Annotated in this window: 17 protein-coding genes and 1 pseudogene; 10 read left to right on the top strand and 8 right to left on the bottom strand. The window is 62.2% G+C overall.

What is annotated here, in order from left to right:
- Nucleotides 1–65: 65 nt before the first annotated feature.
- The 8 genes and pseudogenes from JQ621_RS25095 to JQ621_RS25060 all read right to left on the bottom strand — a co-directional run bounded on the left by JQ621_RS25095 (nucleotide 66) and on the right by JQ621_RS25060 (nucleotide 11,703).
- Complete coding sequence (locus tag JQ621_RS25095) at nucleotides 66–5,165, bottom strand: helicase-related protein (RefSeq protein WP_212237801.1); 5,100 nt, start codon at nucleotides 5,163–5,165, stop codon at nucleotides 66–68.
- A 321-nt stretch (nucleotides 5,166–5,486) separates the two neighbouring features.
- Nucleotides 5,487–6,092, bottom strand: coding sequence for a DUF1419 domain-containing protein (locus JQ621_RS25090; protein WP_212237790.1), 606 nt, complete (start codon nucleotides 6,090–6,092; stop codon nucleotides 5,487–5,489).
- A gap of 235 nt (nucleotides 6,093–6,327) precedes the next feature.
- Nucleotides 6,328–6,636, bottom strand: coding sequence for a DUF4326 domain-containing protein (locus JQ621_RS25085; RefSeq protein WP_212237788.1), 309 nt, complete (start codon nucleotides 6,634–6,636; stop codon nucleotides 6,328–6,330).
- Between the two features lie 230 nt (nucleotides 6,637–6,866).
- Nucleotides 6,867–7,265, bottom strand: a complete 399-nt coding sequence (locus JQ621_RS25080) for a hypothetical protein (protein WP_212237779.1) — start codon at nucleotides 7,263–7,265, stop codon at nucleotides 6,867–6,869.
- Between the two features lie 171 nt (nucleotides 7,266–7,436).
- On the bottom strand, nucleotides 7,437–8,324 hold the full coding sequence (locus JQ621_RS25075; protein WP_212237777.1) for a DUF3991 and toprim domain-containing protein: 888 nt from the start codon (nucleotides 8,322–8,324) through the stop codon (nucleotides 7,437–7,439).
- A gap of 205 nt (nucleotides 8,325–8,529) precedes the next feature.
- A complete protein-coding gene (locus tag JQ621_RS25070) occupies nucleotides 8,530–8,706 on the bottom strand; it encodes a hypothetical protein (RefSeq protein WP_212237775.1) in 177 nt (58 codons plus the stop codon).
- Between the two features lie 387 nt (nucleotides 8,707–9,093).
- Nucleotides 9,094–10,574, bottom strand: a pseudogene (locus tag JQ621_RS25065) (replicative DNA helicase).
- Nucleotides 10,575–10,974: 400 nt separating this feature from the next.
- Nucleotides 10,975–11,703 carry an autoinducer binding domain-containing protein gene (locus tag JQ621_RS25060; RefSeq protein WP_212237773.1) on the bottom strand — a complete coding sequence of 243 codons (729 nt, stop codon included), beginning with the start codon at nucleotides 11,701–11,703 and terminating at the stop codon, nucleotides 10,975–10,977.
- Nucleotides 11,704–11,919: 216 nt separating this feature from the next.
- Here JQ621_RS25060 and JQ621_RS25055 point away from each other — a divergent pair, with 216 nt between their 5' ends.
- From JQ621_RS25055 to virB9, 10 genes are all read left to right on the top strand, one after another.
- Complete coding sequence (locus tag JQ621_RS25055) at nucleotides 11,920–12,555, top strand: acyl-homoserine-lactone synthase (RefSeq protein WP_212237772.1); 636 nt, start codon at nucleotides 11,920–11,922, stop codon at nucleotides 12,553–12,555.
- A 38-nt stretch (nucleotides 12,556–12,593) separates the two neighbouring features.
- The gene (locus tag JQ621_RS25050; RefSeq protein WP_212237770.1) at nucleotides 12,594–13,160 is read left to right on the top strand and encodes a lysozyme family protein; all 567 of its coding nucleotides are present in this window, start codon (nucleotides 12,594–12,596) and stop codon (nucleotides 13,158–13,160) included.
- 79 nt (nucleotides 13,161–13,239) lie between these two features.
- Nucleotides 13,240–13,536, top strand: coding sequence for a TrbC/VirB2 family protein (locus JQ621_RS25045; RefSeq protein ID WP_212237768.1), 297 nt, complete (start codon nucleotides 13,240–13,242; stop codon nucleotides 13,534–13,536).
- Complete coding sequence (locus JQ621_RS25040) at nucleotides 13,536–13,886, top strand: VirB3 family type IV secretion system protein (RefSeq protein WP_249125556.1); 351 nt, start codon at nucleotides 13,536–13,538, stop codon at nucleotides 13,884–13,886. The genes JQ621_RS25045 and JQ621_RS25040 overlap by 1 nt, the downstream gene beginning before the upstream one ends.
- Entirely contained in the window at nucleotides 13,879–16,245 is a 2,367-nt protein-coding gene (locus JQ621_RS25035; protein WP_212237766.1) for a VirB4 family type IV secretion/conjugal transfer ATPase, read from the top strand. Before JQ621_RS25040 ends, JQ621_RS25035 begins: the two co-directional genes overlap by 8 nt.
- Nucleotides 16,242–16,964 carry a P-type DNA transfer protein VirB5 gene (gene virB5, locus JQ621_RS25030; RefSeq protein WP_212237764.1) on the top strand — a complete coding sequence of 241 codons (723 nt, stop codon included), beginning with the start codon at nucleotides 16,242–16,244 and terminating at the stop codon, nucleotides 16,962–16,964. Before JQ621_RS25035 ends, virB5 begins: the two co-directional genes overlap by 4 nt.
- On the top strand, nucleotides 16,961–17,209 hold the full coding sequence (locus JQ621_RS25025) for an EexN family lipoprotein (protein ID WP_212237754.1): 249 nt from the start codon (nucleotides 16,961–16,963) through the stop codon (nucleotides 17,207–17,209). Before virB5 ends, JQ621_RS25025 begins: the two co-directional genes overlap by 4 nt.
- A gap of 12 nt (nucleotides 17,210–17,221) precedes the next feature.
- Complete coding sequence (locus JQ621_RS25020) at nucleotides 17,222–18,208, top strand: TrbL/VirB6 family protein (protein ID WP_212237752.1); 987 nt, start codon at nucleotides 17,222–17,224, stop codon at nucleotides 18,206–18,208.
- 361 nt (nucleotides 18,209–18,569) lie between these two features.
- On the top strand, nucleotides 18,570–19,241 hold the full coding sequence (locus tag JQ621_RS25015) for a VirB8 family type IV secretion system protein (RefSeq protein ID WP_212238097.1): 672 nt from the start codon (nucleotides 18,570–18,572) through the stop codon (nucleotides 19,239–19,241).
- Nucleotides 19,238–20,089 (top strand): P-type conjugative transfer protein VirB9, encoded by an 852-nt coding sequence (virB9, locus tag JQ621_RS25010; RefSeq protein ID WP_212237750.1) that lies wholly within the window; start codon nucleotides 19,238–19,240, stop codon nucleotides 20,087–20,089. The genes JQ621_RS25015 and virB9 overlap by 4 nt, the downstream gene beginning before the upstream one ends.
- Nucleotides 20,090–20,098 lie beyond the last annotated feature (9 nt).

Below are 20,098 nucleotides of genomic sequence, written 5' to 3'. Positions count from 1 at the left end.
TCGCGAGACGGTCGGTTGAGCTTCAGCGGCGCCGCTCCGCCCGTTCTGCGAGCAGGTTTTCCTACTCATGCAGCTCTTCGGTTTTCCTCGTCCTTCAACTGCACCGCTTGCTCACCGCTGGCGGCGAGGTTCGCCTCAACCTCCGCAAGCTGTGCGCGCTTGAGATCGAGTTCCGCAGCGAAGGCGAAGGCTTCGCCGACTCGTCCGCGATAGGAGGCAAGGCGCCGCTCGGCTTCGGCAAGACGCCGACGATGGTTCGCCTGTTCGCTGTCGAAATTCGTCAGTGCGTGCTCAAGACGAGCGACCGCGCCAAGCGGCGTCACGGTCATCGGGAGCTCGATCTCGAACTGTGCGCCGGTTCGCTGCAGCATGGTCACGTAGTGATAGCCGTCTCGGCCGATACGCTCGCCCTCGAACGTGACGTCGAAGCCGCCGATCGAGGCGATCACCACGTCGTTTTCGTGCTGGAGCTGACCGAGGGTGAGAATCTCCTGCATCAAAGCGCGACCAGCGAGCTTGCGCTCGTCGAAGCGCGTCCCTTTGACGGTCATCGTGAAGGCATCCCCACCCGTCGGAACGAGACGGGCGATATCCTCAGCGATATTGCCGATGCGGCGCGTCGAGATCTCGATCTCGCGCTCGGCGTCGCGAATTTGCCGCCGGATCGCGTGCTGATCGTCGATATGCGCCGCGTGCAGGCGTTCGAGGCGGGCGATCTCGGCCTCAAGTCCTGCCTTCTGCATGAGGCGTGGATCGCCGGATGCGATCGCCTTGGCCATGGCGAACTGGTTGGCCTGGCCTTCGCCCAGGTCCTCGAGGCGGCGGACGCTCGTATCGCCTGACAGCGCGGCGGCAATGAAACGGGCCTTGCGCTCATTGTTTTGCCACATGGTGGCATCGAGGCTGCCGAGCGTGGCGTAGGCGAAGATTTCGACCTCGTCATGCTGGTTGCCCTGACGCACGATACGGCCCTCGCGCTGCTCTATCTGCGAGGGGAGCCACGGCACGTCGAGATGGTGGAGCGCCTTGAGGCGAAGCTGAACGTTGACGCCGGTGCCCATCGTATCGCTCGATCCAAGAAGGATGCGGACCTTGCCGGCATTGAAATCATTGAAGAGCCGCTGCTTGGCCTCGGACTTCCTGTGGTCCTGCATGTACGCGACCTCGGAGGGAGGCACACCGAGACGCACGAGTTCATGGCGAATCCAGCGGTAGGCGGAAAAGCCGCGGCTGGCCTCGACGCTGATGGTGCCGAGATCGGAGAAAATGAGCTGGCCGGCGCCGGGCGTGTCGTAGGCCTTGCCGTCCTTTCGCAGATAGGTCGCGCCGCTGGTCTCTTGCCAGATGCGAAAAGCATTGGTGATGAGGGCATTGAGCTTGTTGTCCTTTTCGTTCTCCTGTCCGGTATCCACGAGACGCAGGTCGATCGCGGCGTGACGCCCGTCGGTGATGACAGATAAAAGGATGTCGTCGCCCGGCTCCGGCGCGCGGTCCCGTTCCTCGATGGCTTTGATGCGTTCGTCGAGGAGGCGCTGATAGGCCTTGAAGGCGCCCGTCGGCTCGGCCGTGACAATCTGTCGTTTGCCGCCGACGATCGCCGGCACCTTGACGTAGTCCTTGAGATCGTCGGGCAACACGACATCCGCGAAGGAGCGGAACATCGCGATCAGCTCGGGGACGTTGACGAACTGCGCGAAGCGCGTGACGGGGCGGTATTTGCCGGAGGGCTGCAATTCAAGCTCGGTCGAGGTGTCGCCGAAGGTCGAGGCCCAGGCATCGAATTCGTGCAGGCCGCGCTCCGCGAGGGCGGCGTGATCCATGAGCCGCTGCACGGTGAACATTTCGCCGAGCGTGTTGGTGATCGGGGTGCCCGAGGCCAGGACCAGTGCCCGCCCTGGATTCTTCGCATCGAGGAAGCGGGACTTCACATAGAGGTCCCAGGCGCGCTGCGAGCCGTTAGGATCGACGCCGCGCAAGCTAGTCATGTTGGTGGCGAAGGACAGTTTTCTGAACTCCTGCGCCTCATCGACGATGATCTGGTCGATTCCGATTTCGGCGATCGTCAACAAATCGTCCTTGCGCGAGGCTAGCGATTCGAGACGTTCCTGATGACCCTCCTTCATCCGCTCGATGCGCTTGCGCGAGAGGCGGTCCTGGCTGTCGGCCTTGCCGAGGAGCTCTTCATAGGCCTCCAACTCGTCCTGGATCATCTGCGCCTCAAAGGCGGACGGGACGGGAATGAACTTGAAGGCGCTGTGGGTGATGACGATCGCGTCCCAACTCGCCGTGGCGGCGCGGCTGAGGAAGCGATGGCGCTTCTCCTTCACGAAATTGGTTTCATCCGCCACGAGGATGCGGGCGTTCGGATACAGCGCGAGAAATTCCCGCGCCGCCTGCGCCAGGCAGTGGCCGGGTACGACGAGCATCGCCTTGTTGACGAGGCCGAGCCGGCGCTGCTCCATGATCGCGGCCGCGATGGACAGCGTCTTGCCGGCGCCGACGGCGTGGGCGACGTAGGTGCTTCCGGAAGCGATGATCCGCCAGATCGCCCGCTTCTGGTGCCCATATAGAGAAAAGGCGCCTGAGGCGCCCGGGAGCTGCAGATGATCCCCGTTGAAATGTCGGGGGACGATGTTGTTGAAGGTGTCGTTGTAGAGCCGGGCCAACCGATCGGTTCGGTCCGGATCAGACCAGATCCAGGACTGAAACACGGATTTGATCCTGGCGAGCTTGTCTTTCGCCGCCTCCGTCTCGACGGTGTTGAGCACGCGCCGCTCACTGTCGCCTTCCTTGATCGTGTCGAAGATCTGCGGGATCGACGAGTTGAGCGCGTCTGACAGCAGGAGCCCGGCGTGGCGACGATGGGTGCCCCAGTCGGTGGTGCCGGCGGCGCTCCATTCAAGCTGACGCGCATTCACGGTCCAGCACGCAAGCTCAGGCGTGTGGTGGATGGTGATGTCGGCATCCATCGTCTCCTTCACGAAGGCGATGATGTCGGCGGCCGGGATCCACGGGGCGCCAAGCCGCGCCGTGATGTCGGATGGACGAAGATCGGCCGGCTGGACGCGCCTGAGCGCCTCGACATTGCGCGCATAGGCCGGATCGAGCGCCGCGGCAGCTTCCCCTGTGGCGAGCTTCGAGCGGACCGCACCGGAGAGATAGGCGTCGGCGGTGTGCCACGCGCCGGTCGCGGGATCGCGGAAGATGGCGTCGCCGAGTTCACCGATCACGTCGTCGACGCTGCGGTGCAAAAGCTCCGCGATGTGATCGGGATCGACCGTGCCCCGCTCGTTCAGCACGACGGCGAGCGCGTCGGCGGCTGAGGCGATGACGGGCGCCGGTGGCGGCGCGATCACGCGTTCGGTGAAGATCGGCCCGGGTTTTGCCGTGTTCGTCTCGAGGTCATAGTCTTCGATCGAGGCGACGAGCCAGCAATCCGGGTCATCCGCGAACGGAGCCAGATTGGGCCGGCGGTGCGTCTCGCGCACGTCACCGCTCTCTTCGTCCTCCTGCGACGATACGACCGTGGTGTTGATCGGCCCGAAATCGCGGACGAAAGAGCTCCACGCGATGCGCAACCGGACCTGTGCCTGCTTCCACGGCTGGTCGGTCTCCTGGCACTTCAAGATCTCGCGCACGGCGTCGCGGATCGGGATCAGCTTGCGAATGATCCGCGCATGCTTGGCAAAGACGCCGTCGGCATTCCTGCCCTTCTTCACGGGAATAATGACGGCGGTGCCGTCGACCATCTGCATCAGGGCCGTGTTCTTGCCGACGAAATAACTGCCTTCGCGGATGCTGCCGCCGAGGGCCGTCGCGACAACCGTCGGCGTCTCGTCCCCATCGAAGCCGGTTGTCTCCGGGTCGCCGTCGTAGATGGCGTTCGGAAGATGGAGGATGGTGGAGGCAATCGCGTCTTCGAGCACGACGCCTTGGCGCGGCACGCAAGTGTACGTCTCACCGTAGGGGCCAGACCCGAGCGCATGCTCACCGAGCACCATCTCCGGATGCTCGGCGAAATAGCGGTTCACCCGGATGGTGCCCTCGTGCTCGGTTGCGGGATGGATTTCGGCGAGATCGAGCCAGGTATCGTCGCCGGGAGCATCGTCATCGCGGCGCTTCCGGAAGAAGATGATGTCGACGCCAACGTCCGTCCCGGCGTCGGCGCGGAAGCTGCCCTCGGGCAGCCGGATGGCGGCGACGAGATCTGCCGTCCCAGCGATCTGCTCGCGGGCTCTCGCGTCTGCCTTGTCCATCGTGCCATGCGAGGTCACGAAAGCGGCGAGACCACCAGGCTTCAGCCGGTCGATCGCCTTGGCGATGAAATAGTCGTGCAGCCGAAGGCTGAGGGACCGGAACGCTCGGTCGCTGCGCACCGTGCGATCGGAAAACGGCGGATTGCCGATCGCGAGATCGAAGTACTGGTGGAGTTCGGTCCGTGCGAAGTCCTGGTTGATGATGTTGGCGCGAGGCTGCAGCAAGGCTGCGATGCGCGCGGTGATCGGATCGAGTTCGACGCCGGTGAGATGGCACGCCCCGCGCAGGTTCTCCGGCATCAGCGCCGGAAACAGGCCCGTGCCGATGCCGGGCTCGAGCACACGTCCGCCACGAAAGCCGAGCCGCGTCACGCCAGCCCAGATCGCGCGCACGATGTATTCGGGCGTGAAATGCGCGTACTGGGTGCAGCGGGCGAGCGAGGCGTAGTCCGCCGCGTCGACAGCCGACTCCAGCGCCGCACCGATCTCCGCCCAGCCGTCGCCGAAATCATCGTCGCCCGGGCGCCTGAAAACGCCATTGGCGAGTTCGGACGCACCGAAGCCGGTGAAGCGAATGAGCTGCGCCTGTTCGTCGGCGGTGGCGGAACGCTGACCGCCTTCGATCACGGCCGCAAGTCGGATCGCCGCGAGATTGTCACGTGCTCTTTCCCGCCAGGACTTGGCAAGACCACGCGTTCCAGCGAGGTAGAACGTCTCGCCCCTATCTCGATTGGTGGTTCGATCAGCGGGCGGTTCTATACGCGCAACCGCCGAAGGGTGCGGCGGCACATCAGTGTCGTCGCCGTCGGTTTCAAAGGTGGACGGAAAGGCGGTGACGCCGAGGCCGAGCCCCGAAGAGAGCGACGTGTTGCCGAAGAGATCAAGCGTAAAAGGATCGTGTTGCGCCATGAGAGGCTCCTGTCGAACGGGCGCACGCGAACGTCCCGCCGGCTGCAGGCCCGGCAGGCGACGCGATTGCGTGAAGGGGAGGGGGGAAGGATCGGCTCTGAGCGGACTTCAGAGCCGGAACGTGCGGACGAGATGTTGATGCCTGGCGTGGCAGGTGAGCATTTTGCAATAGAAGCGCTTGCGCGCCTGCTTCAGAGCCGGATCATGGCGGTGTTGTTTTGCGATCCGCGATCGCGCGGCGCGCACGACGACACGCCAAGGGGCGTGAACGTGAACGCCGAGCCGGGAATAGGTCGCTTCCATTGACGGACCCCCTCTCGTTCACGCTGCGACCGGCTGTGGCAAATGACGCAGCTGCACGGGGAGCTTGGCGGATACTTCGTCGTCCGTGAGGTCGTCGAGCAGTTTCAGGACGGTGCCTCGACCACCGCAATAGACGAGAACGGTCAGCTTGCGGTGCATGGCCGCAGGCCAGCGCTCGCCTGCATAGCCGCGATAATCGTCATGCGTGCTCGACCAGATGTGCTCAAGCCGCTCTTCGCGGGTCATGGCGCGCACCGGCCGGGTCTCGCGGTCGATGATGGCGGCCTTCATGCGATCGGGCGAGCCGCGATCGGAAAGGTCGCAATAGCCGTGAAACCACCGGGTGCGGCCATCGATTGAGAGCGCGAAGAAGATGCTGGTGACGCTGCCGATCATGTATTCGCTGAGCGCGAACATATCTCCGCGCATGAACAGCGGCGGCAGGATATCGAGCATATACTCGTAGTCGCACTCGGCGATCTCGAACCACTCGCCGGCGAACAGATCGCCAGCATCGCCGTCGGCCACGGCGGGTGCGCCGCGATGACGGTTGAACATATGGTGCATCTCGCGGCGCGACGTGACGCCTTCGAAAATCTTGCGGATAGCGGGTGAGGTGTGCATGAGCGGCTCCTGTCCTGTTGCGGATGAAGCGCGAGCGATCCGCCTGATCCCTCATCACTTCAGTCCTCCGTCACACCTCATGGGCGGCCGCCTCTCCGGTCCGACGGGTCAAGGGCCGCGGAACGCGGGCGAAGCTTTACCCTTGACGCGCCGGCCGGGCATGCGGCAGCGGGGTTTTCCTCCTTCTGTTCTCCTCCTTAGATTTCATACAGAGGCGGGCGAGCGAGGCGGGCCCTCAGGCACCGGCCTTGACGCGCCGCCACCAAGCGATCCGCTCATCGCGCGTCGCATTCGCGAGCCGCAGCAGCAGATCGCCGTGGCACGGCCGCGGCGCGCACCAGCAGACGAGATCGCAACCCCGGAACTCGTCCAGCGCGCGCAAGAGGTGATGCTGATCCGCAAGCCAGCGCTCGTATTTTGCTATCACGGCTGCGCGATCGCCGTCGGGACCGATCCGGAACGGATTGCCCCACTTGCTGCCGCGCCCGATATAAACCGCGCCCGCGGGCACGCCTGCGTGATGTTTGTTGAGAACCCTGCACATCGACAGCGCCTTTCGATCTCCGTTGCGGTGAGCGGTCCGCAGGACGGGGTTTAGGCGCGCGGGTCACCAATCGCGTGTCGCGATGGGGAACGGCTTGCCCGTTGACCGGAGGGCCGCCGCGTCCAGCACGTCCGCGACCGATACGGAGATCGCGAAGGGCGATCCGGCAGGGTCTGCAGACGCGACAGGCGCGATTGTTGCGCCGTCGGGCGCGACGCACATGAGCCTCGTCAATCCGGTTCGCGGCCGCCGGCGAGAATCGCCTCCGCCTTGGCGATCGCTGGCCGCGCGCGCTCAAGCCAGAAGGCTCGGTCGAGTTGCTCGGTGTCGCTTTGGCTCGCGAAAACCTTGACGAGGCCCAGCAGCACCTCAAGGTGCAACGCGATACGGTGCGGCGCCTCGACATAGTGAGAGGGAATCGGCTGTGCGGCTCCGCTGTAGGCGGCATTCTCGCCAGACCAGATGCCCGTCACATAGGTCTCGCCGGCGGACTCGTAGTCGCGTTTTTCGGTAGACCAATCGTCGTCGTCGACAGCGAGGCGACAAGCCTCTTCCATCGTCGCGGCCTCATAGGTCTGGTGACGATAGACCGGCAGGCGATAGGTCGTCTCGATCGTGAAAATAGGCATGGGTTGGCCCTTCCTTTGGGTGTTGCAAACACCCGCGGGCGGCCGCGTCTCCGGTCCGACGGGTCAAGGGCCGCGGAACGCGGGCGAAGCTTCCCTTGACGCGACGGACGGGCATGCGGCACGGACCCGTGCCTACCCCTAGCGTTCTCCTTCGCGCTCGCTGTTGGCGGCTCATGCGGCGCTAAGGTCTTCGTTCCAATCGTCGGCGCGCGGCCGCGATCGCGCAAAACGGGATCCGGTTTGCTCCGCGATGCACAGAATACGCCCGGCGTACACCTCGCCCTGCCGGTTGTTGTCGGTCGCGGCCACCAGCAGGACGTTGGCGCGCCTGGCAAGCGCGCGGATGGCGTCCTCCGTCGCCGGAGCCCATCCGCCTCCCGTGCTGACGTAGAGCGTGTCATCACGCAGTTCTTCGAGCGCAGCAAGGCTCATGGCGTCAACCGCCGCTTCGGTCACGCAGACGCGTGCACAATCGGAAGCACCGAAGCGAAACAGCTCCTTGGCGCCGCCGGTCGCAAAGCCGCGCCAGCTCGGGCCGCGCTCTTCCCAGCCGGTGACGGTGTCGCTGGAATCTGTGTGCGCCGCCCACATGCTGCCATGCGGACCCTCCCGAAGCCGGCCACGGGCAACAATACCGGCGATGATGCGATCGGGGATGTGCCGTTCGTCGGTCAGATAACGCCAGGTCGGGGAGCCGGGCCGAGGCCCAAAGCGATGTCGCCAACGGACCGCGATAGAGCCAATCGCCTTCGGCTTGGCAGGACGTTGCCAGACCGGCGCGCTCGGGATGAAGCCGACGACATCCGCGACACGATCGTACGCGTCGGTGAAGCCGCCGGCGCCGAGATGCTCGGCGAGCGAAAACACGTCCCCTTTGGCGGTCGACAGCGGATCGAACCAGCCGCGGCCGTCATGGATGACAATGACGATCTTGCTGTCGCGTCGATATTTGATCGCGCGGCGGGTGCTTTCCTTGATGTCGACTTTCCAGCCTTCTTTTTCAAGCAGGGCCGCGCAGCCGACCTTTTCGCGCAACCCTTCGATTTCTCTCTTGTCCATCTTCCTTCACCGGGCGCGCCGCAGGCGACGTCCGGCCCTTTCCTCGGTTGGTCTCGCTTGTTCCAAACCTTGCGGAACATCCCCGACCGGCCGCGAAGCCTGCCGGATGCAAGGGCGCGCTGATAAGCCATCAATCGGCGGACCACGAGCGCGGCGAAGCTTCCCTTGCGGCCGGCAAGGCGCCAGCGGCAGCCGGTCACCGGGCTCAATGAGCCGGGGACCAAGGATCGTATTCATGAACGATGGCGTTCTCTTCGCCGTCGTATTCGCTGGAGACCATGACGCCGAATTCGTCATCAACCTCAAAGAGGACGACCGGCACCATCAGCGTGCGGGCCAGATCGAAGGCGTGATTCTGTGCGAGGGTAAGACTGTGCGACATCGTGAGGCTCCCGTCTTGTGGCGGGGACCATCCCCGCTCGACAGGCGCCGACGTGTTCAGGGGAGGCCGCGGTCACCTCGCAGGCGAAGCCGAAGAGGTCGCACGCTTGCGTAGCGAACCCCTTGCGGGTTGATCGTGGAAGGCCGCGCTTGAACCAAGGAAAGCCCATTCGAGAGCGGGGTTGGTCCTTTCCCGGAAGCCGGGCCTTGCCGAACCGCACATCGTTCATTCGCGGGTCCATGCCGTCGTTTCAACACGCGAGAACAAGTGCCGCCCCTCCATTGAACCGGTGAAGACTGAGTGGTGGTTGACGCGTGCGAGCTGGCCGTTGCAGCGACCCCGCAAAGCAAAGCGTGATCGAGCAGCGAGTGCCGGTACTTACGTGGATTAGTGTGTTAAGTGGCTGCGTTCGGCCAGATCGAAGAAGCGGGTGAATTCGCCTTGAAACGTCATGGCGACGGTCCCTGTCGGACCGTGCCGCTGCTTCGCGATGATGACCTCCGCCTTGCCGCGCGCTCCCTCATCTCGGATTCCCAGGTGAGATGGTCGTCGGTGCCCGGCCTGGGCTCTTTGTTCTTGAGATAATACTCTTCGCGATAGACGAACATGACGACGTCGGCGTCTTGTTCGATCGAGCCTGACTCGCGCAAATCCGAGAGTTGCGGCCGCTTTTCGTCGCGATTTTCGACCCCGCGCGAGAGCTGGGACAGCGCAACGACCGGCACGTTGAGCTCTTTGGCCAGCGCTTTCAACCCGGTCGTGATCTCGGTGATTTCCTGAACGCGATTCTGTGCGGCGCGCTGGGATCTGCCCTGCATGAGCTGAATATAGTCGACGACAATGAGGTGAAGGCCTCGCTGTCGTTTCAGACGGCGCGCGCGGGCTGCGAGCTGGGCGATGGAGAGCGCGCCGGTCTGGTCGATGAAGAGCGGCAGGCGGCGCATTTTCTGGCGGTAGTCGAGCAGCCTGCTGAAATCGGTCTCGTCAATGTCACCACGCCTGATGCTGGAGGAGGGGACTTCCGCCTGTTCGGAGAGCACCCGGGTGGCAAGCTGTTCCGACGACATTTCCAGTGAAAAGAAGGCGACGATTCCCCCGGCGACGGGCCTCAGCGAACCGTCGATCTGTTGTGCCGCGTCGTAGGCGCTTGCGACGTTGAATGCTATGTTGGTGGCGAGTGACGTCTTTCCCATGCCTGGTCTGCCGGCGATGATGATGAGGTCGGTCGGTTGAAGACCGCCCATTTTGGCATCAAGATCCTTGAGGCCGGTAGCAAGCCCCGAGAGCCTGCCATCGGACTGGTAAGCTTGCGCGGCCCTGTCAATGGCGTTGTCCAGCGCGGTCTCAAACGTCTCGAAGCCGCCGCCATAGCGTCCTGTTTCGGCGATTTCATACAGAAGCTGCTCGGCATGCTGGATCTGATCTTGCGGAGCGCAATCGACGGCCGCGTCAAATGCGTCATTGAGCATGTCCTCGGCGATCTTGATCAACTCGCGTCGCACCGCGAGGTCGTAGACCGTTCGGCCGTAATCGGCTGCATTGATGACGGTCGTCGCTTCCGCAGCCAGGCGTGCGAGATACTGCGCAACAGATAGTCCGGCAATGTCAAGTGTCGCAGGAAGGAAGGTCTTAAGGGTGATTGGATTGGCAATTTTGTTTGAGCGGATCAGCTCGCTCATCACCTCAAATATGGTCCCGCGCAGAGGCTCGAAGAAATGATTCGTCTTCAGGAAATCGGCAACGCGATGGTAGGCGTCGTTGTTGATCAACACGGCGCCGAGTAGTGCTTGTTCAGCTTCGATATTGTGTGGCGGCTCGCGATAGTGTGGAGCTTCCAATGGTTTCAGTTTGAATGCTGCTTCTGACACGTTTGTCGGTCCGCCGAGCCAATGTTGAAGTGGAGGGCCTACGAAGAACAAAGGACCATGCTGGGGATGGGCGACGAATCGCCCGCCAGTGATGAAGTGTAGCGCCAATGAAGGTAAAACCAATCGATTCGCACGCTTCCAGATCAGGGCAGCCTTTGCGGCTATTGGGCCACGCACCCCGCCTGCGTCAGGGATGGCCGCCCGCGAGGGGGAAGACCCGCATGCGGGGCTTCAGCGCAGCCGCCAGCCCGGCCCCCACAGGGGGACGCCCAATTGCTCTCTCGACGAACCCGCAAACACAGATAATGGGGGCATGTGCAACAACTGTGAGCGGCAGATCCTGTGGGCCGATTTGATGCAGGCGCCGGAGATCGGCCAATGACCCAGACCCAAGCATCGCTTACGGCAATAACCCCTGACGCATCGCAAGCGCAACGGCGTGGGGAAGGGACAATGCGGCAAGATTTCGCCGTGCGTTGTCGAGATGGAACTTCACACCGCGCGGTGTGACGTCGAGAAGTGATGCAATGTCTTGCATTGTCTTACCCTGAGATATCCATGCAAGGCACTGCCGTTCCCGCTGCGTCAGCGTGGTGCCAGTCTGATCGGTTAACGAGCCTCGTCCAATCCTGGCGCTCACATGCGCATGGTAGGTAAGGCCGATCATTTGCAAGAGATCCTGGGAGGTCTCAACGAAACGGTCGAGTCCAAGGCTCCGGTCATCCACCGCCAGCGTGAACGCCGCGGATTGTCCATTGCCGCCGGGAATCCGAACCGTCAAACCTGTCCTGATCTTGAAACTGAGCGCATCGTCAAACAGACGGCGTTCTCTGGCGGATTTCGCGGATCGCGCAGCTCGTCCGTCCCAAGGAAACACTCGGCAGGGGGTTAGCGGCTTCTGCAGAACAGGGTCGATCTCATCGTATTTTTCATCGAAGTAGTGGTCGGTCCAGCTCTTCGGATAGGACGAGATTAGATTACGGGCATTCGTGCCGCGCCCGAAATAAGCAAACCAACGGAATCCCAATCCGTGCGCGGTCCGCTCCGCGACGCGCCGGAAATCATCTTCAGTGCGAGCAGTGTGAAGACAATCGACAAATTCATGGCAGGCCCTTTGGACATCTTTCATTGTGCCTCTTGATCAAGTTTATATTTATTCTAACAGGACGTGAACGCGACTGCGCCGACACTCGCGCCCTGCGTGTGCGCCGTCTACGGCGACCTTACGGCAGCTTTGGGGCAGGCCACAGTTTTCCCGATACCCTGTCGAAACTGACAGCTTCAAGCGGTGACCGCTCCTGATTTCGTGGATCTCGAACCTGTGATTCGCAGCTGGAGATCAAGAATGAATGTCATCGCACTCACGCGTCCGGCGCTCTTACGGAATTCCGAGCTAACGCTCGGGATGCATCGTCTGCGACGGCGCGTCTTTCGGGATCGGTTGGAATGGGACGTTTCGGTGTCGGGCGGGCTCGAGATCGACCGATACGATGCGCTGTCGCCGACTTATCTGTTGGGTATCGATCGGCAAGACGTTGTCGGTTGTGTCCGCCTGCTGCCGACCACCGGCCGCAACATGCTGGCGGATACGTTTCCGGTCTTGTTGGACGGTCGGGCTGCGCCAACAAGCACCAGGATTTGGGAGAGCTCTCGTTTCTGCGTTGATACCAAAAAAGTAGCGGCCACAGCGAAGAAGGGTTTGAGGGAAGCGACGTTCCTGCTCTTCGCGGCGATGATTGAATGGGGTCAGCAGCAAGACCTTCAGGCGATCGCAACCGTCACGGATCTGCGAATGGAGCGAATCCTGCGCCGGGCCGGCTGGGGCTTCGATCGCCTCGGCGAACCCCGCCAGATCGGAGCGACTAAAGCCGTCGCGGGGCTGTTGCCAGTCACCGATGATGCCCTCGGAGCAATCCGGGCGGCAGGGAACATTTCTACACCCGCCATCGAAACCCCGACGTCTCTCGCCTTCGCCGCCTAAGCGCAAGCGTCGATTTATTCCTGATCGGAGGCTGAAGAATGGATCCCGCTGCATTCGCTACCCTTGTTGAGCGATGTGCATCGCCAGCAATGGCGGCACCATTGACCGCGATCGTGCAACAAGCGAGTTCGTTCGAGCCCTTCCTGATCTCCCTTGGCGAGCTTAAGCCGATTCGCCTTCAGGCGACCGACCGAAATGAGGCCATCCAGCTTGCGACGGAAGCGGCGGCGACCGGCAAGCCCGTTCGAATCGGCCTCGGTCAACTCGATCGTGAAGAGATGAAGCTGGCAGGGCTGACGATAGCCACGACGTTCGACGCTTGCCAACATGTCGCGGGCCTCAGCCGATTGTTCCAGGTCCGATTTCAAACAGCGATTGCGGACGGAAGCGATTCTCACAAAGGGGCATTAGATGCTGTCAAGAGCTTTACGGTGAGAGGCAGGCCCATAATGCCCGAACCCGGGTCACGTAACGTGCCCTCGCGACCTCCTGCCGACGAACCCGCTGCCAACCTTTCCTCCAGTGCCGATCTCGCCAGGGAGCGCCCAAGCTGGGACGCCTATCGCGCAGGTCTGGGCACGTCAGTCTTTGTCTATGGGCGATGAGGAAGACTTGCTCGCTAAATCTCCAACAAAACGCGCGATCCGGGCCGGCTCGGCCGCAACTCTCATAGGAAGCCTTCACATGCCCTCTCGCCTCAAGCAATCCACAGCACTTCTTTGCATCGGACTCGTTCTCAGCGTCGGACTGGCCGAACCGGCGCTGGCGCAGACCGCGAATATCGAGGGCGTGCTGCAGAACATCGTCACGATGTTGACCGGCAACGTCGCGCGTCTGCTGGCGACACTGGCCGTCATCATCGTCGGCATCGCCTGGATGTTTGGTTATCTCGATCTGCGCAAGGCCGCCTACGTCGTGCTTGGCGTCGCCATTACGTTCGGCGCCTCCGAGGTGGTTTCGACCTTGACCGGGGGTCGCTGATGATCGTGGTCACCCATGAGCCCATGCGTCTCACCGAGGACACTTTATTCCTCGCCTGCACCCGCCCGGCCATGATCGCCGGCGTCACGATGGAGGCGATGGCGCTGAATGTGATGTTCTCCTGCATCTTGTTCCTGGTGGCCGGGAGCATTTTGTATGGGCTGGTCGCGCTTCCGATCCACGGCCTCTGCCGGATCATCTGCCGGCACGATCCCAACATGTTCCGGATTTTGCTCGCCTGGATCGAGACCCGGGGCCGCACGCGCAACGCGCTGTTCTGGGGCGGATCGTCCTGCACGCCGCTGAAGCTGGTTCGGCGTTATCAAGCGAAGGATTTCGGCTATGCCTAACGCAGCGGCCAAAGCCCGCGAGATCGAGTCCGATGTCTATCTGCCGTTCGGCCGGCACGTGACCGATACAGTCATTAGCCTCTCAACCCGCGCCTTGATCACGGTGATCAAGATCGACGGCACCTCGTTTGAGACGGCTGAGGCGGCCGACCTGAATGACCTTCATGCCAAACTCAACCTCACGCTACGCAATATCGCCGACGACCGGCTGGCGTTGTGGTCCCATTTGATCCGTCGCCAGACATCGGATTATCCGAGCGGCACTTTCCGCTCGACATTCGCAGCCTCCCTTGATGCGCAATATCGCGAGCGGCTTCGGAGCGAAGCGCTGTTTCGCAACGACCTCTACCTCACGCTGGTATGGCATCCCGGCCGCGCCACTACGGACGCAGCGGCGGCGTTCTTCAAGCGACTCGGCCGCGCGGCCGGCCAATCAGCGGAGGTTGACAGCGAGGCCTTGAAGCGACTTGGCGATGCCACGCGCGATGTCGTCGCGGCACTTGAGCGTTACGGCGCTCGTGCCGTCGGTTTGGTCGAGCGCGACGGCATCGTGTTTTCGGAACCGATGGAACTGCTCCACGCTGTCACCTCCGGCGAGTGGATGCCAATGCCATTGCCGCAAGGACCGATCGGGCCCGCGCTCTATTCCAACCGCATCATTTTTGGACGCGAAGCCCTCGAAATACGCAGCGCGGGCGGATCGCGCTTCGCCGGCATGTTCGGGATCAAGGAATATCCGGCGTCCACTCGGCCGGGTTTGTTGAACGCGCTACTCTCGGCTCCCTTTGAACTCGTCCTCGCGCAATCCTTTGCTTTTCTGTCAAAGGCCGACGCCAAGACAGTGCTGACGCGCAAGCAGAACCAGCTCGTTTCGACTCAGGATCCGGCGGCCTCGCAGATCGACGAACTCTCTGACGCGCTTGACGACCTCGAATCCAACCGGTTTGCCCTCGGTGACCATCACCTCTCGCTGCTCCTCTCAGCCGATACGCCTTCGCAATTGCAGGGGCACATGAGCGTGGCCCGGCGCGCGCTGGCCGACGCGGGCGCCGTGGTCGCGCGCGAAGACCTTGGACTTGAGGCGGCCTATTGGGCGCAGCTTCCTGGACTGTTCAAATACAGAGCTCGCGCGGGTGCGATCAGCTCGCGCAATTTCGCGGCATTCTCGCCGTTCCACACCTATCCGGTCGGAAAGGCTGACGGCAACCATTGGGGACCGGCGGTTGCGATGCTCAAGACCGCGTCCGGCTCGCCGTTCTACTTTTCGTTCCATCACGGCGACCTCGGCAATACTTTCATCTGTGGCCCTTCCGGATCGGGCAAAACCGTCGTTCAGAATTTCCTGCTGTCGCAAGCCGAGAGGCTCGGCGCCACTTATGTGTTCTTCGACAAGGACCGCGGCGCCGAGATCTTCATCCGTGCTGCCGGCGGTATTTATCTGACGCTGCGCAACGGCGTCCCTACCGGTTGTGCGCCGCTCAAGGCGCTGGAACTGACGCCAGCGAACCTCTCCTTCCTGGGCGAACTGGTCCGGAAGCTCGTCACACTCGAAAACCGTCCCCTGACCGTCACTGAGGAGGAGCGAATCGATTCGGGTTTGCGGGCGCTGTCTCAACTCCGGCAAGAGGAGCGCTCCTTCGGTGCGCTGCGGGCCTTTCTCGGCCAACAGGATCGCGAGGGGATTGGCGCCCGGCTCGAGCGATGGTGCCGCGGCGCCCCCTACGGCTGGGTGCTCGATGGCGAGCAAGACGCGATCGGCCTCGACGCCCGTTTCATCGGCTTCGACATGACCGATCTGCTGGATCACCCGACGGTGCGCACACCACTGATGATGTACCTGTTTCATCGCGTGGAGCGCCTCATCGACGGCCGGCGCTTGATCATCGACATCGACGAGTTCTGGAAGGCGCTCGGAGATGAGGCGTTTCGCGATCTCGCCAACAACAAGCTCAAAACCATCCGCAAGCAGAACGGCGTCATGGTGTTCGGCACCCAGTCGCCCCGGGATGCGCTGGCATCGCCGATTGCACACACCATTGTCGAACAATGCCCTACCCAGATTTTCCTGCCGAATGCGCGGGGAACGCGGTCGGACTATGTCGATGGATTCCACCTCACGGACACCGAGTTCCGTCTGATCAAGGAGGAGCTGGCTCCCGAAAGCCGCCGCTTCCTGGTCAAGCAAGGCCACAATTCGGTGGTGGCGGAGCTCGATCTCGGCGGTTTTGACGACGCACTCGCCGTGTTGTCGGGACGGACGGAAACGGTCGAACTGCTCGATCGCATTCGGGGGGAGGTCGGCGACGACCCGGTCCAATGGCTGCCGGTGTTTCAGGCGGAGCGGAGGAAAGTCCGATGATGGTTCAGCGTATGCCGGCGATTTTCGCGTCCGTGTCAGTCGTGACCCTACTGATGGCATCACCTGCAAGAGCGGAGATTGTGTTCGATCCCAACGTCTTTGCACGGCAATTTGAGCAACTGACGGAACTGAAAAAGCAGGTCGATACGCTGACGTCTCAGCTCAAGGTCGCGCAGGACCAGTTGAACCAAGCCAAGCAGCTCTACGACAGTTTCAACAAGCTGACCAACACCAACGACATTGGCGCGCTGTTGAACACACCGCAGTTTCGTAAAGTGCTGCCGCAACAGTTTTCCGATATCGAAAAGCTGGTCGCGGGGCAGGGCAGCGGCAACTTCGCAAACTCGATCAATCAGTATCTCTCGCAAAACCGCGCCTATGCGGGCAACAGCGGCAATTCGTATTACCAGAGCGAACTCGACCGGATCGCCCGGCAGACCGGCGCCAAGCACTCCATGGGTCAGGCGGTCTACGACACGGCCTCGCAGCGCATCGACGCACTCGAGGAACTCAGGACCCGTATCAGCTCGGCCACCGACGTCAAGGAGGTTCTGGATCTCTCGGCGCGGCTGCAGGCCGAACAGGCGCTGCTGCAGAACGACGTGCTGCGAATGCAGGGTCTCGCGATGATCCAGCAGGCACGCACCGACATGGACGGACAGCGGGAGCGGGAAAGACAACGTCAACTCGTCGACGAAATCAAGGCGGCACTGCAATGAAGGCGAAGATTTCTTTTCTGCTGTTGATCGCCCTTGCCGCCGGTCTCACCGGTTGCAATGAGGCCGACCCAAGTCGTCAGACGAAGACGGTCGGCTGGTTTTTCGATCATCGGGATGAGCTTGCGGTGACTCTCAAGGCTTGCCGCGACAACCCCGGTGAACTCGCAAACACACCCAACTGCGTCAACGCCGTTGAGGCCCGCAACAAGGTCACCGTCCAAGAGATGAAAGACGCCCTGAAATAAAGGACCGCCGCGATGGCCATAAACGTCTTCGACAGTTTCCTAAAAGAGTTTGAGCAGCCGATCACGACCTTCGTATCGACCTCGGTGTCGAATCTTGCCTCGTACATCGACGGTCCGTTGCGCGTCGCCGTGATGCTCTACGTGATCCTCTACGGTTTCGCCGTGATGCGCGGAGCCATTTCCGAACCGATCATGGAATTTGCCTGGCGCGCAATGCGGATCGTGATCGTCGTGCTGCTCGCGACCAATTCCAGTACGTTCCAGCAGTACGTCACCGGCCTGTTCTTCGATTCCTTGCCAAAGGAAATCGGCAATGCGTTGGCGGGCTCGGGACTGAACACCAGTTCCGGAGTTCCTTTCGATCAGCTTCTCTCCAAAGGGATCGACGTCGCCAACAAGATCTACGATCAAGCGGGAATAACCAACGTGGTGCCGGCGCTGATTGCGGCCATTCTTCTTGTCTTTGTGGCTGTTGGTTCGTTTCTCCAATTCGCGATCCTGCTCTATGCCAAAATTGGTCTCGGCGTCGTGATCGCGCTCGGCCCGATCTTCATCGCGCTGGCATTATTTGAGGCCACGCGCCCGTTTACCGAGGCCTGGCTACGGCAGGTCGCCAATTTCGTGATCCTGCTGGTGCTGGTCGTTGCGCTCGTCGGGCTGATGCTGACCACCGTCAGCGGTTTCATTGATAAGTTCGGAACAAACGCCGGAACGGCCGGCGAATTAGTGGTTGCCGCGGTCGCCATCAGCGCCGTGCTCGGGCTCTCCGGCTATATCGCACTACAACTGCCGATTATCGCGGGCGGCCTTGCCGGAGGTGGCGCCTCACTCGCGAGCCGGATGGTGACGAGCCCGCTGATCGCCAATGCCACGGCCGCAGCCGGCGGTGCCTACGCCGGTGCACGCGGGGCGGCCAGCCGTGGCCTCGCGGCGATGAGGGCTAGTCGCCAGGGCGGCAGCATGCGGCGCACCCGATCGCAGGGGGCAACGGTCGCCTAGACGGGAAAACGACATCGCCGGCATCAAGCCGACAAGGAAATCAGGGGCATGCGAAGAATGTGGTACCGACTCTCAATTTTGTGTGTGATCGGGATGCAGCTTGGAGGCTGCGCGATCTGGTCCAAAGCACCACCATCGTGCGACGGTCTAGCCCGGCGGCCGCTCAATCGTTCGTTGTGGGACTGGGAAACCGGTACGCCTTTGGCCGTGCCTGAGCCGCCTATCCAACCATCCGCACCGGTCATCCGCAAAGGCGATGCCAGCTCGAATCCACCTTCGACTTCAGCCGTCATGAGTTTCGCGCCAAGCCGCTTTGCCGACACCAACGCTTCTTACCGCCCCTGCGGCAAGGAGACATGAGATGGTTCGTCAGGATGATCTGAAAACCTACTTCGAGAATGCACGGCGATGGGAGCAGGATCTCTTGTTGTCCGCCCATCGCTCAAGGCGAGTAGCCTGGGTGATTGCAGCGGGCGCTTGTGCGTTGGCGGTCGCCTCGGTCGGCGCGGTCGCAGCCCTAGCACCGCTGAAAACCGTCGAGCCGTTCGTGATCCGGGTCGATAATGCCACCGGCATCGTCGAGACAGTTTCCGCGCTCACATCCACATCGTCACGATACGACGAGGCGGTCACCAAGTATTTCCTCGGACGTTATGTTCGGGCGCGAGAGGGCTATAGCTACCCGGAGGCCGAAACCAACTTCCGCACCATATCGCTACTGTCGGGGCAGGGCGAGCAGGCCCGTTTCGCGGCCTGGTATCGCGGCTCCAATCCCGAAAGCCCGCAGGTCGTGCAAGGCCGTTTCGGGATCGCGACGGTGCGCATTAAGGCGATCTCGCTGCTGGCCGACAACGTCGCGTCCGTGCGTTTCATGAAGGAGAGCCGAAAGGGCGAGGAAACCCGCGTGACCCACTGGGTCTCCACCCTGACATTTTCTTACGCCAACGCGCCGATGTCCTCCGCCGACCGCCTCGTCAATCCGCTCGGCTTTCTGGTTTCGGAATATCGCGCCGATCCGGAGGTCGTGCCATGAAGCGTCTCGCTCTTTTCATGATATTGGTGCTTGGCATTGCGAGTCCTGTTATGGCCTTGCAACAACCGTCTCCAGGGCAGCGCGATGCGCGCGTCCGCACGGTGACCTATGACCCGGCCAACGTGGTCCGACTGAACGGCGTGATCCGCGCTTCAACTCAGGTCCTCTTTGCCGATGACGAGGAGGTGGCGCATGTCGCGATCGGCGACGCGGTCGCATGGGAAGTCGCTCCCGCGGGATCCATCCTTTTCCTAAAACCGCGCGAAAAACATCCGCCGACCAATCTTCAGGTCGTCACCACCCGCCCCGACGGCCGCAAGCGCTCCTATCAGTTCGAGTTGTCGATCGCGGAGACGACGCTGGCGGACAGCTACTTCGTGGTTCGCTTCGCCTATCCCGGGGACGAGATTGAGCGCCGGCGCACCGAGGCGGCATCCCGCGGCGCCGAGCGCGAAGGCGCCTTGATCGAGCAAACTTTTGACCTGCATCACGCCTACGGCGGGCGCAATTGGCGTTTTTCGGCCCAGGGCTCGGTCGATCTTGAGCCGGAGGCCGTATTCGATGACGGCAAGGAAACCACGTTTCGCTTTGCGGGCAACCGCGAGATTCCGGCGATCTACCTGATCAACTCGGACGGCTCTGAAAGTCTGGTGCCCAAAGACGTTCGCGGCGAGCTCGTGGTCGTTCATGCCACCGCAAAAGAGTTCCGATTGCGCAAGGGAGACAACGTGCTTTGCATCTTCAACGAGGCCTTTGACGCGGTCGGTGTCAATCCAGGGACCAACACCACCAGTCCGTCGATCGAGCGGCGGGCGAAGAAGTCACCTCCATCCCTAAAGTCACGATAGGCGGCGCGA

Origin of the sequence: Bradyrhizobium manausense (genome assembly GCF_018129685.1) — a bacterium.
Classification (GTDB): domain Bacteria; phylum Pseudomonadota; class Alphaproteobacteria; order Rhizobiales; family Xanthobacteraceae; genus Bradyrhizobium; species Bradyrhizobium manausense_D.
This window is presented reverse-complemented; position numbering and strand designations above follow the sequence as displayed.

Coding starts and splice junctions, on each gene's coding strand:
- JQ621_RS25095 (WP_212237801.1), bottom strand. CDS start 5,165: ATGGCGCAACACGATCCTTTTACGCTTGATCTCTTCGGCAACACGTCG.
- JQ621_RS25090 (WP_212237790.1), bottom strand. CDS start 6,092: ATGCACACCTCACCCGCTATCCGCAAGATTTTCGAAGGCGTCACGTCG.
- JQ621_RS25085 (WP_212237788.1), bottom strand. CDS start 6,636: ATGTGCAGGGTTCTCAACAAACATCACGCAGGCGTGCCCGCGGGCGCG.
- JQ621_RS25080 (WP_212237779.1), bottom strand. CDS start 7,265: ATGCCTATTTTCACGATCGAGACGACCTATCGCCTGCCGGTCTATCGT.
- JQ621_RS25075 (WP_212237777.1), bottom strand. CDS start 8,324: ATGGACAAGAGAGAAATCGAAGGGTTGCGCGAAAAGGTCGGCTGCGCG.
- JQ621_RS25070 (WP_212237775.1), bottom strand. CDS start 8,706: ATGTCGCACAGTCTTACCCTCGCACAGAATCACGCCTTCGATCTGGCC.
- JQ621_RS25060 (WP_212237773.1), bottom strand. CDS start 11,703: ATGAAAGATGTCCAAAGGGCCTGCCATGAATTTGTCGATTGTCTTCAC.
- JQ621_RS25055 (WP_212237772.1), top strand. CDS start 11,920: ATGAATGTCATCGCACTCACGCGTCCGGCGCTCTTACGGAATTCCGAG.
- JQ621_RS25050 (WP_212237770.1), top strand. CDS start 12,594: ATGGATCCCGCTGCATTCGCTACCCTTGTTGAGCGATGTGCATCGCCA.
- JQ621_RS25045 (WP_212237768.1), top strand. CDS start 13,240: ATGCCCTCTCGCCTCAAGCAATCCACAGCACTTCTTTGCATCGGACTC.
- JQ621_RS25040 (WP_249125556.1), top strand. CDS start 13,536: ATGATCGTGGTCACCCATGAGCCCATGCGTCTCACCGAGGACACTTTA.
- JQ621_RS25035 (WP_212237766.1), top strand. CDS start 13,879: ATGCCTAACGCAGCGGCCAAAGCCCGCGAGATCGAGTCCGATGTCTAT.
- virB5 (WP_212237764.1), top strand. CDS start 16,242: ATGATGGTTCAGCGTATGCCGGCGATTTTCGCGTCCGTGTCAGTCGTG.
- JQ621_RS25025 (WP_212237754.1), top strand. CDS start 16,961: ATGAAGGCGAAGATTTCTTTTCTGCTGTTGATCGCCCTTGCCGCCGGT.
- JQ621_RS25020 (WP_212237752.1), top strand. CDS start 17,222: ATGGCCATAAACGTCTTCGACAGTTTCCTAAAAGAGTTTGAGCAGCCG.
- JQ621_RS25015 (WP_212238097.1), top strand. CDS start 18,570: ATGGTTCGTCAGGATGATCTGAAAACCTACTTCGAGAATGCACGGCGA.
- virB9 (WP_212237750.1), top strand. CDS start 19,238: ATGAAGCGTCTCGCTCTTTTCATGATATTGGTGCTTGGCATTGCGAGT.